General features: G+C 56.0%; 12 protein-coding genes. 11 read left to right on the top strand and 1 reads right to left on the bottom strand.

The window, feature by feature from the left end; genetic code table 11:
• The first annotated feature begins 25 nt into the window (after positions 1 to 25).
• The 6 genes from msbA to OB87_RS05555 all read left to right on the top strand — a co-directional run bounded on the left by msbA (position 26) and on the right by OB87_RS05555 (position 6,638).
• Positions 26 to 1,774: a lipid A ABC transporter ATP-binding protein/permease MsbA gene (msbA, locus tag OB87_RS05530; protein WP_033568426.1), complete on the top strand. Its 1,749-nt coding sequence runs from the start codon at positions 26 to 28 to the stop codon at positions 1,772 to 1,774.
• Entirely contained in the window at positions 1,771 to 2,784 is a 1,014-nt protein-coding gene (gene lpxK, locus OB87_RS05535) for a tetraacyldisaccharide 4'-kinase (RefSeq protein ID WP_033568427.1), read from the top strand. Before msbA ends, lpxK begins: the two co-directional genes overlap by 4 nt.
• 40 nt (positions 2,785 to 2,824) lie before the next feature.
• Positions 2,825 to 3,007 (top strand): Trm112 family protein, encoded by a 183-nt coding sequence (locus OB87_RS05540; protein ID WP_033568428.1) that lies wholly within the window; start codon positions 2,825 to 2,827, stop codon positions 3,005 to 3,007.
• Positions 3,004 to 3,756: a 3-deoxy-manno-octulosonate cytidylyltransferase gene (gene kdsB / locus OB87_RS05545; protein WP_033568429.1), complete on the top strand. Its 753-nt coding sequence runs from the start codon at positions 3,004 to 3,006 to the stop codon at positions 3,754 to 3,756. Before OB87_RS05540 ends, kdsB begins: the two co-directional genes overlap by 4 nt.
• A gap of 404 nt (positions 3,757 to 4,160) precedes the next feature.
• Positions 4,161 to 5,480 carry a pectate lyase PelN gene (gene pelN, locus OB87_RS05550; protein ID WP_033568430.1) on the top strand — a complete coding sequence of 440 codons (1,320 nt, stop codon included), beginning with the start codon at positions 4,161 to 4,163 and terminating at the stop codon, positions 5,478 to 5,480.
• 261 nt (positions 5,481 to 5,741) lie between these two features.
• Positions 5,742 to 6,638, top strand: coding sequence for a YcbJ family phosphotransferase (locus tag OB87_RS05555; RefSeq protein WP_033568431.1), 897 nt, complete (start codon positions 5,742 to 5,744; stop codon positions 6,636 to 6,638).
• Positions 6,639 to 6,678: 40 nt separating this feature from the next.
• Here the strand turns inward: OB87_RS05555 and elyC are convergent, their stop codons facing one another.
• Positions 6,679 to 7,458, bottom strand: coding sequence for an envelope biogenesis factor ElyC (gene elyC / locus OB87_RS05560; RefSeq protein WP_033568432.1), 780 nt, complete (start codon positions 7,456 to 7,458; stop codon positions 6,679 to 6,681).
• A gap of 151 nt (positions 7,459 to 7,609) precedes the next feature.
• Between elyC and cmoM the strand changes: the two genes are divergently transcribed.
• The 5 genes from cmoM (at position 7,610) to OB87_RS05585 (ending at position 16,312) form a co-directional block, all read left to right on the top strand.
• Positions 7,610 to 8,431 (top strand): tRNA uridine 5-oxyacetic acid(34) methyltransferase CmoM, encoded by an 822-nt coding sequence (gene cmoM / locus OB87_RS05565; protein ID WP_033568433.1) that lies wholly within the window; start codon positions 7,610 to 7,612, stop codon positions 8,429 to 8,431.
• Positions 8,428 to 9,750 carry a chromosome partition protein MukF gene (gene mukF, locus OB87_RS05570; protein ID WP_033568434.1) on the top strand — a complete coding sequence of 441 codons (1,323 nt, stop codon included), beginning with the start codon at positions 8,428 to 8,430 and terminating at the stop codon, positions 9,748 to 9,750. The genes cmoM and mukF overlap by 4 nt, the downstream gene beginning before the upstream one ends.
• Complete coding sequence (mukE, locus tag OB87_RS05575) at positions 9,731 to 10,465, top strand: chromosome partition protein MukE (protein ID WP_033568435.1); 735 nt, start codon at positions 9,731 to 9,733, stop codon at positions 10,463 to 10,465. The genes mukF and mukE overlap by 20 nt, the downstream gene beginning before the upstream one ends.
• Positions 10,462 to 14,901 carry a chromosome partition protein MukB gene (gene mukB, locus OB87_RS05580; RefSeq protein WP_033568436.1) on the top strand — a complete coding sequence of 1,480 codons (4,440 nt, stop codon included), beginning with the start codon at positions 10,462 to 10,464 and terminating at the stop codon, positions 14,899 to 14,901. Before mukE ends, mukB begins: the two co-directional genes overlap by 4 nt.
• A 97-nt stretch (positions 14,902 to 14,998) precedes the next feature.
• Complete coding sequence (locus OB87_RS05585; protein ID WP_033568437.1) at positions 14,999 to 16,312, top strand: NAD(P)/FAD-dependent oxidoreductase; 1,314 nt, start codon at positions 14,999 to 15,001, stop codon at positions 16,310 to 16,312.
• The last annotated feature ends 150 nt before the right edge of the window (positions 16,313 to 16,462 follow it).

Consider the following 16,462-nt stretch of genomic DNA (forward strand, 5'->3'; position numbering starts at 1 on the left):
TTTATCAAAGGCTCAGGTTTATTGCATGATTAATGATAAAGATCTCTCCACGTGGCAGACGTTTCGTCGCCTATGGCCGATGATCTCCCCTTATAAGGCCGGGCTTGCCGTCGCGGCGGTGGCGCTGGTGATTAACGCCGCTGGCGATACGCTGATGCTGTCCCTGCTCAAGCCATTGCTGGATGATGGATTCGGCAAGGCGGATCGAAGTGTGATGGTGTGGATGCCGTTGGCTATTATCGGGCTGATGATTATGCGCGGTATCTCCAGCTATATTTCCAGTTATTGTGTGGCCTGGGTATCGGGCAAAGTGGTCATGAACATGCGCCGTCGCCTGTTCGGCCACATCATGGGGATGCCGGTTTCATTCTTCGATCAACAGTCTACCGGGACGCTGCTTTCCCGCATCACCTACGACTCTGAACAGGTAGCGTCGTCGTCGTCAAATGCGCTGGTTACCGTGGTCAGGGAAGGCGCATCGATTATTGGTCTGTTCGTGCTGATGTTCTGGTACAGCTGGCAGTTGTCACTGATTTTGATCGTCATCGCGCCGTTCGTTTCTTACAGTATGCGTGTGGTGTCCAAGCGTTTTCGCAGCATCAGTAAAAACATGCAGAACACGATGGGGCAGGTGACGACCAGTGCCGAGCAGATGTTGAAAGGGCATAAGGAAGTGTTGATTTTCGGCGGGCAGAAAGTCGAAGAAGGACGCTTCAACCAGGTCAGTAACCGTATGCGGCAGCAGGGCATGAAAATGGTGTCTGCGTCAGCCATTTCTGATCCCGTGGTGCAGTTTATCGCCTCGCTGGCGTTGGCCTTCGTGCTGTATGCGGCCAGTTTTGAGAGCGTGATGAAGGCATTGACGCCGGGTACTATCACGGTGGTGTTTTCCTCCATGTTCACCCTGATGCGTCCACTGAAGTCACTGACTAACGTCAATTCCCAGTTCCAGCGTGGTATGGCTGCTTGTCAGACACTGTTCGCCATTCTGGACACCGAGCAGGAAAAAGACAGCGGAACACGCGTACTGGATCGCGCTCAGGGCGATGTAGAGTTCCGTAATGTTAATTTTGCATACCCTGGCAAGGAAACTCTGGCGCTTAAAAACGTTAGCCTACGGATTCCACCGGGTAAAACCGTAGCGCTGGTGGGGCGTTCCGGATCAGGTAAGTCGACTATCGCCAACCTTATCACTCGGTTTTACGATATCCAGTCTGGTGAGATTCTGCTGGATGGGCATGACCTGCGCGATTACACGCTACCGTCATTGCGTAGCCAGGTTGCGTTAGTGTCCCAGAACGTCCATCTGTTCAATGATACGATTGCCAACAATATCGCGTATGCCCGTGGTGATCGCTATAGCCGCGAAGATATCGAGCGTGCCGCTCAAATGGCTCATGCGATGGATTTCATTGGCAAATTAGAGCAAGGCCTGGATACGGTGATTGGCGAAAACGGTGTGTTGCTGTCTGGTGGGCAGCGTCAACGTATTGCGATTGCCCGTGCACTGCTGCGTGATTGTCCGATTCTGGTATTGGATGAGGCCACCTCGGCGCTGGATACTGAGTCAGAGCGTGCCATTCAGGCGGCGCTGGACGAACTACAGAAAAACCGTACCGCATTGGTGATCGCCCACCGATTATCGACCATTGAGAAGGCAGACGAAATTCTGGTGGTGGAAGACGGGCAGATCATCGAACGTGGTCAGCACGCTGAATTGCTGGCCCGAAACGGGGCGTATGCCCAGCTGCACAAATTGCAGTTTGGCGCATGATTGAACGCATCTGGTCGGGGCGCTCCCCGTTGTACTGGCTGTTGCTGCCGTTATCGTTACTTTATGGCCTGATTAGCCATCTTATCCGGCTGAGTTACCGTTGCGGCTGGCGGAATGTGTGGCGAGCACCTGTGCCGGTGGTCGTGGTAGGCAACCTGACCGCTGGTGGTAACGGCAAAACACCGGTGGTGATCTGGCTGGTAGAGCAGTTACAACAGCAAGGGTATCGCGTCGGGGTGGTATCGCGTGGTTATGGCGGTAAGGCCGAGCGCTATCCGTTGCGGGTTACCGATGAGGTGACCACCGCACAGGCTGGTGATGAGCCGGTGCTGATTTACCAGCGTACTGGTGCGCCGGTCGCTGTAGCACCCAATCGGCGTGATGCAGTATCAGCGTTGCTGACACATCAGCCGCTGGATGTCATCGTGACCGATGATGGCTTGCAACATTACGCGCTGGCACGGGATATGGAGCTGGTGGTGGTGGATGGTGTGCGCCGCTTTGGCAATGGCTGGTGGCTGCCAGCCGGGCCGATGCGGGAGCGGGCTTCGCGTCTGCGTTCGGTTGATGCTGTTATTGTGAATGGCGGTGAGGCACAAAGTGGTGAAATCGCTATGCAGCTCACGGCGGGAGACGCGGTTAATCTGCTGACCGGAGAACGCCGTCTGGTATCAACACTGCCTCCGCTAGTCGCCATGGCGGGGATCGGCCACCCACCGCGCTTTTTTGCTACGCTGAAAGCGCTGGGAAGCACCGTGGTGCGTGAAGTGGCGTTCGCTGACCATCAGCATTGGCAACCGGAAGAATTACAGGCACTGACCGATAATGACCAGCAGCCCCTGATCATGACGGAAAAGGATGCGGTGAAATGTCGCACTTTTGCTTGTGCCAACTGGTGGTATTTACCGGTTGATGCCGTATTGTCAGCACCAGAGTCGGCGTTACTGTTACAGCGTCTGACGCATCTGATTGATGCACATCGCGTGTCGCGTCAGACTGAAACCGGTTGAACGGCTATATTTTTGATAATCGCTTCTTGATGGAGGAAGCATGGATCATCGTTTGCTTGAAATCGTGGCTTGCCCAGTGTGTAACGGGCGGCTGATTTTTGACAAAGAAAAACAGGAACTGATTTGCAAAGTCGAAGGGTTGGCTTACCCGGTGCGGGACGGCATTCCTGTTCTGCTGGAAAATGAAGCCCGCACGTTGGCACCGGATGAGATCGCACAATGACGTTTACCGCAATTATTCCTGCCCGCTATGCCTCCACCCGGTTACCGGGTAAGCCGCTGGCGGATATTCATGGCAAGCCGATGGTGGTGCACGTGATGGAGCGCGCCCGCGAGTCCGGTGCCAGCCGTGTAGTGGTGGCAACCGATCACCCCGATGTTGCTCGTGCTATTGAACTGGCGGGGGGTGAAGTTTGCCTGACTAGCCCGGACCATAACTCAGGTACTGAGCGGTTGGCTGAGGTTATCGACCGTTACGGCTTTGCGGATGATGAAATTATTGTCAACGTACAGGGCGATGAGCCGCTGATTCCGCCGGTGATTATCCGTCAGGTTGCCGATAATCTGGCAGGTAGCCGTGCGGGTATGGCTACGCTGGCGGTGCCGATTACCACCAGTGAAGAAGCGTTTAATCCGAACGCGGTAAAAGTAGTGACGGATGCCGAAGGGTATGCGCTTTACTTCTCGCGAGCCACGATTCCGTGGGAGCGGGATCGGTTTGCCGAATCCCGTGACGCTATTGGCGATCATTTCCTGCGTCATATCGGGATTTATGCCTACCGTGCTGGGTTTATTCGTCGCTATGTAGGCTGGGCACCCAGCCAACTGGAGAAAATCGAAATGCTGGAGCAATTACGTGTGCTTTGGTATGGCGAAAAAATTCATGTGGCCGTCGCCAAAGAAGTGCCGAGCGTAGGGGTGGATACACCGGAAGATCTGGCTCGTGTTAGAGCGGTGATGTCGGCAGACTGATTTCGGAATTTCACGAGTCTTCTCGATAAGCGTATTCGCGGTTGGCGTATACGCTTTTTTTTATCTCACAGATTGCCGGCTATCAGTAAAGCCGGGAAATACGCTACTCACCCGCCGCTATTGTTATGCTACCCATGGTATATACCCATCATACTTCAAGTCGCTGGTCTGTTGGCTGCGTTACAAGGCTCATTCTGCGCCTTGCCCTAAAGGGCCAACGCGTCGTGTTGTCCCGCAACTCGAATTATTTAGGGTATCGCTTGATGAATAAATTTATTAGCAGGAATAATAAAATCCCGTGGCGCAGGTGCACAATTATTAATCATGACTTATTATTGAACGGCATTTTATCCCATGGTGGTAAATGCTCTGGGTTTTGTTTTACTTAAGGATGGAGTGACACAATGAAAGTGAATAAGAAATTTTTACCCGCAATAATTGGATGTGTGTTGGCCGGGACGGCGGCACAAAGTCTGGCTGCTGAATATTATCTGGCACCGAATGGCAGTGATTCAGCCAGCGGTAGCAAGAGTGCCCCCTGGAAATCTTTTGCTCGGGCGCAGCAAACCCTCTCTCCTGGTGACCGGCTGTGGGTTCGCGGTGGTACTTACACCTTCACCGCCGGGCTTAACAGCTGCGCCAGTCAGACGGATATCGTGAACGCCATTACCCTAAATAAGAGTGGTACTTCGGGTAAACGCATCGAATATGTTGCTTATACTGGTGAAACACCGGTGTTTGATTTTAGCAAGATGAAAGACGATTGCCGCGTTAAAGGATTTAACGTCGTCGCAGATTGGATCACCCTTAAAGGGCTTGAAATAAAAGGGGTGCCGCAAAACAACAATAAAAACCACGAGTCATGGGGTGTGTGGATCAAGGGCAGCAACAATCGGTTTGAGCAGCTCGATATCCATCACATCATGGGGACGGGGCTGTTCTTACAGAATGGTGCATATAACACCGTTCTTAATTCTGACTCGCACCATAACTATGATCCGCTGACGTCTAATGGCGCGGGTCAGAGTGGTGATGGTTTTGGCGCGCATATTGCCGCTAATATGCCTGGCAACATTTTCAGCGGTTGCCGTGCCTGGGCTAACTCGGATGATGGTTTTGATCTGATCAACGCTTACTCGGCAGTCACGATTGAGAACTCCTGGGCCTGGTCGCACGGGTATCTGCCGGGCACCACGACGTCGTTACCGGCGGGTAACGGCAACGGCTTCAAAGCTGGGGGATATGGCGCGAAATACGTGAGCAATGCGCCGAAGCACATAGTGCGGAACTCGGTAGCGTTCCTGAATAAAGCCGCGGGTTTCTATGCCAATCATCACCCAGTGGCGAATGATTTCTTCAACAACACATCGTTCAAAAATACCATCAATTACAGCATGAGAGGGATTGATGCGAACGGTAACGCCATCGCGTTAGGTACGCTGCGTAACAACATTTCTTATGCTGCACGTTCGCAATCGCTGGCCTATACCGATGGTGCCAACATGCGTTACAACTCCTGGAACTTCAGCAACGTGATTTCCGATGCTGAATTCCAGAGTGTGTCAACGACGGGTTGGGATGCAGCGCGTCAGGCTGATGGCAGTTTGCCGGTGCTGAAAAACCTGCGTCTGGCATCAGACAGCTGGATGATTGACAAGGGCGGTGACGTCAAGATTGCTTATAAAGGCGCGGCACCAGATCTGGGGGCGTTCGAGCTGAAATAAGCGGTGAAAGTGCTGCTATCCACGGTATTTATCGGAAAACCGCTGGATGATATAACCGGTGCCCGCCTCGGCGGGCATTTTTCTGCCTACAACGATGGCAGTCGCCATATGAGCGACCCGCTCAGGCTGACTCCCGCATTTCGTTAACCGGTATGCACTATGACATATCCCGTTTTCTTTGATCTGTATTGGGGAAATTGTTGTGTGCTGCTCGCATGATAAGTGTAAGAATCTGCCTGTAACAGCGAGATTTTATCGCCTATGGAACTGTTAAAAGCTGAGTTGAGTACGGTGCTGGGCGAATCGCTCAGCCGTCTTGAACGCATCAGTGAACAACCTTATGCGCATCTGTATGCTTTGTATGACCGCGCGGGCAACGCGATGCCGTTGCTGGCGAAAAGTTATATCTGTCAGGGCATTGCCGGACAGGAAGCCTACAAGCTGACCATGCTGGCTCGGGAAGGTGAAGTCAGGCTGCCGACCGTCTACGGGATGGTGATGACCCATCAGGCACCTTACAAAGAGCTGCTGCTTATCGAGCGTTTGCGCGGCGTGTCGGTGGAAGCGCCATCTCGTTCGCCTCAACGCTGGACGCTGCTGATGGACCAGATTGTCGAAAGTATGTTGGCCTGGCATCGAATTGATAGCCACGGCTGCGTCGGCACGGTGGACAGCACGCAGGAGAACAGCTGGCCGAACTGGTATCGCCAACGGCTGGAGGTGCTGTGGGCTACGCTGATGAATGTCAACGCTACGCAGTTGACGCAGCAGGACCGCGCCGTGCTGTACCGTTCCCGGCAGAGTCTGCCCACGTTGTTTGAGGATTTCGATGACAATAGCGTGCTGGTGCATGGCAACCTGACGCTGCGCAGTATGCTGAAAGACCCGCGTAGCGATCAACTGCTGGCGATGATCAATCCCGGCATGATGTTGTGGGCGCCACGTGAGTACGACCTGTTCCGTTTATGTGAAGAACCGGGTATGCCGGAACATCTGTTTTACCATTACCTGAAGCAGGCACCACTGTCTGAGTCCTTTGTTTGCCGCCGTTGGTTGTACATCCTGTGGGCGGCGGTTTCCCGCTACATCCATACCGGCCAGTTGGATCGCCCATTGTTTGATACCGCCACCCGCGAATTACTGCCCTGGCTGGAATAACCGATGACGCGGGCGAACATGGGTCACCCGCGTGAAGATATCAGGATTCCGGCGGTGGAGTAATGCCTTTCATTTTTTGCCAGATCAGACCAAGCCCTTCATACCAGGCGCGCTCGCTGTGCGATAGATAGAGTGCGGACGGAAATACCCGTTCCCACGGATTCAGCGGCGAGGTGATAGCTAATTGGTTGGCGGGTGCCGGAATCGGGTGTAACCCGCGCGCCTGGAAAAAGCGGATGGCGCGAGGCAGATGATTGGCGGACGTCACCAGCAGGAATGGCTGTTTGCCGACCAGTGCTTCGGTTCCGGCCGCCTCCTCTTCGGTGTCACGTGCCTGATCCACCAACAGGATATCCTGCGCCGGGACACCGAGACTTTCGGCGACACGGGCCGCGGTGCTGGCACTGGTAACCGGGTTACCCTGCGCGGCTGCGCCGGTGAAAATAAGCTTAGCACCAGGGTTAGCACGCCATAGTCTGATGCCTTCGGTGACACGAGACAGACTGTTGTTGATAAGGTTAGCGCTGGGGGGCCAGTCGGGATTGAAGGTGTAACCACCACCCAGTACCACGATGTAATTTGCCGTGGGGAAATTCGGCGTCCAGGTCGGATAGCGTGATTCCAGTGGTAACAGCAGCCGATCGGCTACCGGCTGCAAACTCAGCAACAGCAATACCAGCCAGCCTCCGGTCAGCAGGATCCGGGCGGTTTTCTGCCAGCGAGTAAACCACAGCAGCGCGAGGGCAAACCCGATGATCAGCATCAGCAACGGTAGTGGCAGCAACAGACTACCGATGTATTTTTTGACGGCAAACAGCATAAAATAGCGTCCCTTTTGAATGAAAAAACGCCATACGGGTGAAAATAGGCGTTCAGACCATTTATTCTAGGCCAGCCTGTGACAGAATATCAGGTTCAGAGAAAAACCAGTTGTTCAGGTAGTGCAATCACCCATCATACGGAACCGTGGAATGCAGGATCGTAATTTTAACGATATCGCTGACAAGTTTGCCCGAAATATTTATGGCACCACCAAGGGGCGATTACGTCAAACGATATTGTGGCAGGATCTGGAGATCCTGTTGACACGCCTGCCGCCGCGGCCGTTACGCATCTTGGACGCCGGTGGCGGCGAAGGGCCGATGTCCCGCCGTCTGGCTGCCTTAGGGCACCAGGTGTTGTTGTGCGACCTGTCCGATGAGATGATTGCGCGCGCCCGTGAGGCGGCGCAGGAAGCGGGTGTGGCTGATAATATGCGCTTTGTGCGCTGCGCGGCGCAGGATGTCGGCGCGCATTTGTCACAGCCGGTGGATCTGGTGCTGTTTCACGCGGTGCTGGAGTGGGTGGCGGAGCCGCAGCAGGCGTTGCAGGCGCTGACCGACTGTCTGGCACCGGGCGGGGCGATGTCGCTGATGTTTTACAACCACCAGGCGCTGGTAATGCGGAACATGGTGCTGGGTAATTTTGGCTATGTGGACGCCGGTATGCCCAAGCGCAAGCGCCGTTCGCTGTCGCCGGATCACCCGCTTGACCCACCACAGGTCTATCAGTGGCTCGACGAACTGGGGCTACAGCTGAGCGGCAAGACTGGCATTCGGGTGTTTCACGATTATCTACAGAACAAGCAACAACAGATTGACGATTTTGACCTGCTGCTGGCGCTGGAACAGCGTTATTGCCGACAGGAACCCTTTGTCAGCCTGGGGCGCTACATTCATGTTATGGCACACAAGCATATTATGGCACACAAGCATGTCATGGCGCACAAGCCCCCTATGAAGGATGCATTATGAGTGATTTTTCCCAGACCGTACCCGAACTGGTTGCCTGGGCGAGAAAAAATGACTTCGCCATTACGCTACCCACCGAGCGTCTGGCGTTTTTGCTGGCTATCGCCACCCTGAATGGTGAGCGAATGGACGGCGAAATGAGCGAAGGGGAACTGGTGGACGCCTTCCGTCATGTCAGTAAGGGGTTTGAGCAGACCAATGAAACCATTCCGGTGCGCGCCAATAATGCGATCAACGATCTGGTGCGTCAGCGGTTGATCAACCGTTTTACCAGCGAACTGGCGGACGGCAATGCGATTTATCGCCTGACGCCATTGGGTATCGGCATCACCGACTATTACATTCGCCAGCGCGAGTTTTCCGCGCTGCGCTTGTCGATGCAACTGTCGATCGTGGCACAGGAACTGGGCCGGGCGGCGGAAGCGGCGGAAGAGGGCGGCGACGAGTTCCACTGGCATCGCAATGTTTTCGCGCCGCTCAAGTATTCGGTGGCGGAGATTTTCGACAGTATCGACCTGTCACAACGTGTGATGGATGAGCAGCAGCAAGGGGTGAAAGAGAACATCGCCGGGCTGCTCAATCAGGACTGGCGCGCGGCGATTTCCAACTGTGAAAAGTTGCTGACGGAAACGTCCGACACCCTGCGGGAATTGCAGGACACGCTGGAAGCGGCGGGCGATAAGCTACAGACCAGCCTGCTGCGTATTCAGGACGCCACGCTCGGCCAGGCGGCGCTGTCGTTTGTCGACAATCTGGTATTCGATTTGCAGGGTAAGCTCGACCGCATCATTAGCTGGGGCCAACAGAGCATCGACCTGTGGATTGGCTATGACCGTCACGTACACAAATTTATCCGTACCGCTATCGACATGGATAAAAACCGGGTATTCGCCCAGCGGTTGCGCCAGTCGGTACAGAGCTATTTTGAGGCCCCGTGGGCGCTGACCTACGCCAATGCGGATCGCTTGCTCGATATGCGCGATGAGGAACTGGCGTTGCGTTCCGAGGAAGTCACCGGCGAATTACCGCCGGATCTGGAGTATGAAGCCTTTAGCGAAATTCGCGAGCAGATCGCCGCGATGATCGAGCAGGCGCTGCAAAAATACAAACAGCAACAAATACCGCTTAATCTGGGCGATGTCGTGCGGGAGTACCTGACGCAGTATCCGCGCTCGCAGCATTTCGACGTTGCCCGAATCGTGGTCGACCAGGCGGTTCGCCTGGGCGTGGCCGAAGCTGATTTCACCGGATTGCCTGCGCTGTGGCAGGCAATCAATGATTACGGAGCCAAGGTGCAGGCCCATGTCATCGATAAATATTGATCAACACGTTTCCGTGCGGCTGATGACCGCGCTCTCCAACACATTGTTTCCGGCGCTGGACAGCCAGTTGCGTGCTGGCCGCCATATTGGCGTGGAAGAGCTGGAGAATCACGTTTTCCTGATGGATTTTCAGGATGAGCTGGAACAGTTCTACGGCCGCTACAATGTGGAACTGATTCGCGCGCCGGAAGGCTTTTTCTACCTGCGACCGCGCTCCACCACGCTTATCCCGCGTTCGGTGTTGTCTGAGCTGGACATGATGGTGGGCAAGATCCTCTGTTACCTCTACCTCAGCCCGGAACGGCTGGCGCACGAGGGGATTTTCAGCCAGCAAGAGCTGTACGAGGAACTACTGAGCCTGGCGGACGAAAACAAACTGCTGAAACTGGTGAACCAGCGTTCTACCGGGTCTGACCTCGACCGTCAGAAACTGCAGGAGAAAGTCCGCACCTCGCTCAACCGGTTACGTCGTCTCGGCATGATTTATTTCATGGGCACCGACAGCAGCAAATTCCGCATTACCGAGGCAGTGTTCCGTTTCGGCGCGGATGTGCGCAGTGGCGACGATCCGCGCGAAGCACAACTGCGGATGATCCGTGATGGCGAAGCCATGCCGATAGACGGCAGCCTGTCGCTGGATGATAGCGATGAGGGGGATGGTACTGGTGATAACGCTTCCAGTGATGACCAACGTGCTGAGGATGAACAGGAATGATTGAACGCGGTAAGTTTCGCTCACTGACGCTGGTTAACTGGAACGGTTTTTTCGCCCGCACCTTTGATCTGGACGAACTGGTGACTACTCTGTCCGGGGGCAACGGTGCCGGGAAATCCACCACCATGGCGGCGTTTATCACCGCCCTGATTCCAGACCTGACGCTGCTGCATTTCCGTAATACCACGGAAGCCGGGGCGACCAGCGGTTCCCGTGATAAGGGGCTGCACGGCAAGCTGCGCGCTGGCGTGTGTTACTCGGTGCTGGATGTGGTCAATTCGCGGCATCAGCGCGTGATGGTCGGGGTCAGGTTGCAGCAGGTTGCCGGGCGTGACCGTAAGGTCGACATCAAACCCTTTACCATTCAGGGGCTGCCGGTCGCCGTCTCGCCAACGCAGATCCTCACCCAGACGGTTGGAGATCGTCAGGCGCGGGTGTTGTCGCTACAGGAAGTGAAAGACCGGCTCGACGAGTACGAAGGCGTCCAGTTCAAGCAGTTCAACTCTATTACCGATTACCACTCGCTGATGTTTGACCTTGGTGTGGTGCCGCGGCGTCTGCGTTCGGCATCGGACCGTAGCAAGTTCTACCGCCTGATCGAAGCCTCGCTGTACGGCGGGATCTCCAGCGCTATCACCCGGTCGTTGCGTGACTATCTGTTGCCGGAAAACAGTGGTGTGCGTAAAGCCTTCCAGGACATGGAAGCCGCGCTGCGTGAAAACCGCATGACACTGGAGGCGATTCGTGTTACCCAGTCGGACCGCGACCTGTTCAAACACCTGATTTCCGAAGCCACCTCCTACGTGGCGGCGGATTACATGCGTCATGCCAACGAGCGCCGTATTCATCTGGATGGCGCGCTGGCGCTACGTCGTGAATTGTTCTCCAGCCGCAAGCAGCTGATTACCGAGCAGACCCGTCATGTAGAAATGGCGCGGGAACTGCAAGAACAGAGCGGTGCTGAAAGCGATCTGGAAACCGATTATCAGGCCGCCAGCGACCACCTCAATCTGGTGCAGACCGCGATGCGTCAGCAGGAGAAGATCGAACGTTACAATGCCGATCTGGAAGAGCTGAGCTACCGTCTGGAAGAGCAAAACGAGGTGGTGGAAGAAGCGCGCGATCAGCTGGAAGAGAGTGAAGCCCGCGCCGATGCCGCCGAGCAGGAAGTGGATGAACTGAAAAGCCAACTGGCTGACTACCAGCAGGCGCTGGATGTACAGCAGACGCGTGCTATTCAGTACAACCAGGCGCAGCAGGCACTGGAGCGCGCTCGTAGCCTGTGCCAGGTGCCGGAACTGACGCCGGACAATGCCGATGAATGGCTCGACAGTTTCCAGGCTAAAGAGCAGGAAGCCACCGAACTGCTGTTGATGCTGGAGCAGAAATTGAGCGTGGCGGATGCCGCCAACAGCCAGTTCGAGCACGCGTACCAACTGGTGTGCCGTATCGCTGGCGCTATCAGCCGCAGCGACGCCTGGGATGTGGCCCGAGATGTACTGCGTGACAGTTCTTCCCAGCGCTATCTGGCCGAGCAGGTGCAGCCGTTACGGATGCGGTTATCAGAGCTGGAGCAACGTCGGCGTGAGCAACAGGACGCCGAGCGCCTGTTGCAGGAGTTCGTCAAGCGTAGCGGTCAGGATTACCAGCCAGAAGATCTTGATAGCTTACAGCAGGAGCTGGAAGCCCGTATCGAGGACTTGTCCGTCCGTGTATCGCAAGCGGGCGAACATCGTTTGGCGCTGCGTCAGGAGTTGGAGCAGATCCAACAGCGCATCACACAGTTGACCGCCCGTGCGCCAGTATGGCTGGCAGCACAGGAAGCCTTGACCCAGCTTGGCGAGCAGAGCGGTGAAAACTTCGTTGACAGCCAGCAGGTCACCGAATTTATGCAACAACTGTTGGAGCGCGAGCGTGAAACCACGGTGGAACGCGACAGCGTGTCGGCACGCAAACAACAGGTGGATGCACAAATTGAGCGCCTGAGCCAGCCGGGTGGTTCCGAGGACCCGCGTCTTAATGCGCTGGCGGAACGGTTTGGCGGGGTGTTGCTCTCCGAAATTTATGATGACGTTACGCTGGATGACGCGCCGTACTTTTCCGCGTTATACGGTCCATCACGCCACGCCATCGTGGTGGCAGATTTATCGCTGGTGCGTGAACAACTGGCTGGTTTGGACGATTGCCCGGAGGATCTCTACCTGATCGAGGGAGATCCACAATCGTTCGACGACAGCGTATTCGAAGTGGAAGAGCTGGAAAAAGCGGTGGTGGTGAAAATCGCCGAGCGCCAGTGGCGCTACTCGCGTTTCCCAGACGTGCCGCTGTTCGGCCGTGCCGCTCGTGAGCAGCGGCTGGAGAGCTTGCGTGAAGAGCGCGAGCAACTGGCTGAACAGTACGCCACGTTGTCGTTTGACGTGCAGAAGGTTCAGCGTCTTCACCAGGCGTTCAGCCGTTTTATCGGCAGCCACCTGGCGGTGGTATTCGAATCGGATCCGGAAGCGGAGATTCGCCAGATCAGCACCCGGCGCGGCGAGCTGGAACGCGCCATCAGCAATTTTGATAGTGAAAACCAGCAGCAACGTCAGCAGTATGAACATGCCAAAGAGCAGGCTGGCATGGTGAACCGTCTGATTCCACGTATCAGCCTGTTGTGCGACGACGCGCTGGCGGATCGGGTGGAAGAACTGCGTGAAGAGCTGGGTGAAGCCGAAGAGGCTGCCCGGTTCATGCAGCAGCATGGCGCATCGCTGGTGAAACTGGAGCCGCTGGCGGCGGTGTTGCAGAACGATCCGCAACAGCATGAGCAGATGCGCGAAGATTACGCGCAGGCACAGGCGGCGCAGCGCGCTGCCAAGCAGCAGGCATTTGCCCTGACCGAAGTGGTACAGCGCCGCGCGCATTTCAGTTATACCGATTCGGCGGGGATGCTTAACGCTAACGCTGATCTTAACGACAAACTGCGTCAGCGGCTGGAACAGGCGGAGCAGGAGCGTACCCGCGCCCGCGAACAACTGCGCCAGCAGCAGGCACAACTGACGCAATACAGCCAGTTGCAGGCGTCGCTGAAGAGCTCTTATGACGCCAAGCGCGACATGCTCAAGGAATTGACGCAGGAGCTGTCGGACATCGGCGTGCGCGCTGATGCGGACGCCGAAGCGCGTGCTCGTGCACGTCGCGATGAGCTGCACGCCGCGCTGAGTGCTAACCGTTCCCGCCGTAATCAGTTGGAGAAACAGATCACCTTCTGTGAAGCAGAAATGGACGGTTTGCAGAAGAAATTGCGTAAGCTGGAGCGCGATTACCACGTGATGCGCGAGCAGGTGGTGACCGCCAAGGCGGGATGGTGCGCGGTGATGCGGCTGGTGAAAGACAATGGCGTCGAACGCCGTCTGCATCGCCGTGAACTGGCGTACATGAGCGGCGACGAACTGCGATCCATGTCGGATAAGGCGCTGGGGGCGTTGCGTCAGGCGGTGGCGGACAACGAACATCTGCGCGATGTGCTGCGCATGTCGGAAGATCCGAAACGGCCGGAACGCAAAGTGCAGTTCTACATTGCGGTGTACCAGCATCTGCGCGAGCGTATCCGTCAGGATATTATCCGCACCGATGACCCGGTGGAAGCCATCGAACAGATGGAAATCGAGCTGAACCGGCTGACTGAAGAACTGACCGCTCGTGAGAAGACGCTGGCAATCAGTTCCCGCAGCGTGGCGAACATCATCCGCAAAACCATTCAGCGTGAGCAGAACCGTATCCGTATGCTCAATCAGGGATTGCAGGCGGTCGCGTTTGGGCAGGTGAAGAGCGTGCGGCTGAATGTCAACGTGCGCGAAACCCACACTACGCTGCTTAATGTGCTGTCTGAGCAGCAGGAGCTGCATCAGGACCTGTTCAACAGCACTCGACTGACCTTCTCCGAAGCGTTGGCGAAGCTGTATCAGCGCCTGAACCCGGAAATCGACATGGGGCAGCGCACGCCACAGACCATCGGCGAAGAGCTGCTGGATTACCGCAACTATTTGGAGATGGAAGTGGAGGTCAACCGCGGTGCTGACGGCTGGTTGCGGGCTGAGAGCGGGGCATTGTCTACCGGTGAGGCTATCGGCACCGGGATGTCGATTCTGGTAATGGTAGTGCAGAGCTGGGAAGAAGAGTCCCGTCGCCTGCGTGGTAAGGATATTTCACCGTGCCGACTGCTGTTCCTCGATGAAGCCGCACGTCTGGATGCCAAGTCTATCGCCACCTTGTTCGAGCTGTGCGAACGGCTGGAAATGCAGCTGATTATCGCGGCACCAGAGAACATCAGCCCGGAAAAAGGCACCACCTACAAACTGGTGCGAAAAGTGTTCCAGAATCACGAGCATGTACATGTGGTCGGGCTGCGCGGGTTTGGCGGCGAACCAACAGAAACGACGCAACAAGCGTCGTAAGTAAGGTTGTTTGTTCCATTAATGCCCGCGACATCGCGGGCATTTTTTTGCCCGTCGCACTATCGCAGAAAATACGCATTAAATTAGGGAGAACATTTTGAACATCAATGCATTACCGCTGGATGCCAATATCAACGGCTGGTCGGCGATGTTGCCGTCACGTGAAAGCCGACCCGCTCTGCGCCGGTCAATCACCGCTGATTGGTTGGTGATTGGCGCGGGTTACGCCGGGCTGGCGTTTGCCCGCCGGATGGCGGAGAACCGCCCGCATGAGCAGGTGGTGGTGCTGGATGCCATCGACATTGATGACAGCGCGTCCGCACGGAATTCCGGCTTCGCCATCGACCTACCGCACAATATCGGCAGCTCCACTGCCGAGCTGGAAAAAGCCGCCAACTACCGCCGGTTGCTGCACGCCGGTCTGGCGCAACTGGAAACATTGATCGCCCATCATGGTATTGATTGCGACTGGAACCGCCACGGCAAGTATCATTGCATTGTGCGACCTGAACTGAATGGATTGCTGGACCAGTACGCCCACGAATTGCAGGCGCTGTCGGAACCGTACCAGTTAGTGCAGGGCGATGTATTGGCCCGCAAGCTAGGTACGTCCTATTACCATGCGGCGATCTATACGCCGAATTGCGTGCTGCTCAACCCGGCGGCGCTGGTGCGGGGGCTGGCGGATAGTCTGCCCGATAACGTGACGCTGTATGAGCGTTCGCCCGTGCTGGAGATTCAACCGGGTAAAACAGTACAGGTGCGCACGCCCTACGGCGAAGTGCGGGCCCGGCATCTGATGGTGGCGACCAATGGCTGCGCCCGACAGCTCCCTATGTTCTCGCGTCAGGTAGTGGGGCTGTCGACGTTTGCCACACTCACTGAACCGTTGACGGCGGAACAGCAACAGCGGATCGGTCAGATTGACGAGTGGGGGATGACACCTGCGAATGCTATCGCGGGTGCGACGTTGCGTTATACCCGTGACCATCGTTTCCTGATTCGCCAGCATGTAGCGTATGTGCCAGGTTACACTGTCACTACTCGCCACACGGCAGAGATTACGCGACAGCATCAGGCGATTTTCCTGTCTCGCTTCCCGCAACTGGCGGATGTCTCGCTTGACCATACCTGGTCCGGCATGATTAGCGTCACCCGCAATGGGGCTCCGGGCTGGGGAAAATATAGCGACAATATGTATGCCGCTGTGGGATGCAACGGTGCTGGTATCTCCAAGCAGACCGTAGCAGGCAGCACGCTGGCCGATCTGGCTATCGGTGCTGACAACCCGCTGATTGCTGATATGCAGGCGCTGGGGCGACCTGGTTATATCCCACCGCGTCCATTGCTGGATATAGGTATACGCGGAAGCATTCTGAAAGAGCGCTGGCTGGGCCGGAAAGAGTATTAGTCTCGCGCGAATTGGCTGCGCCAATCACAGGTATCCCGGTAAACGCGCCGTCATAAACGGCGTATTCCATCATCAGATAAAGCGCTTGACCTTCCCGTTACGGGAAGGTGCAGTCTGCCAGTGATTATCCCTCATTTCTCTGAATGATAC

It is taken from the genome of Dickeya undicola, from assembly GCF_000784735.1.
GTDB lineage: Bacteria > Pseudomonadota > Gammaproteobacteria > Enterobacterales > Enterobacteriaceae > Dickeya > Dickeya undicola.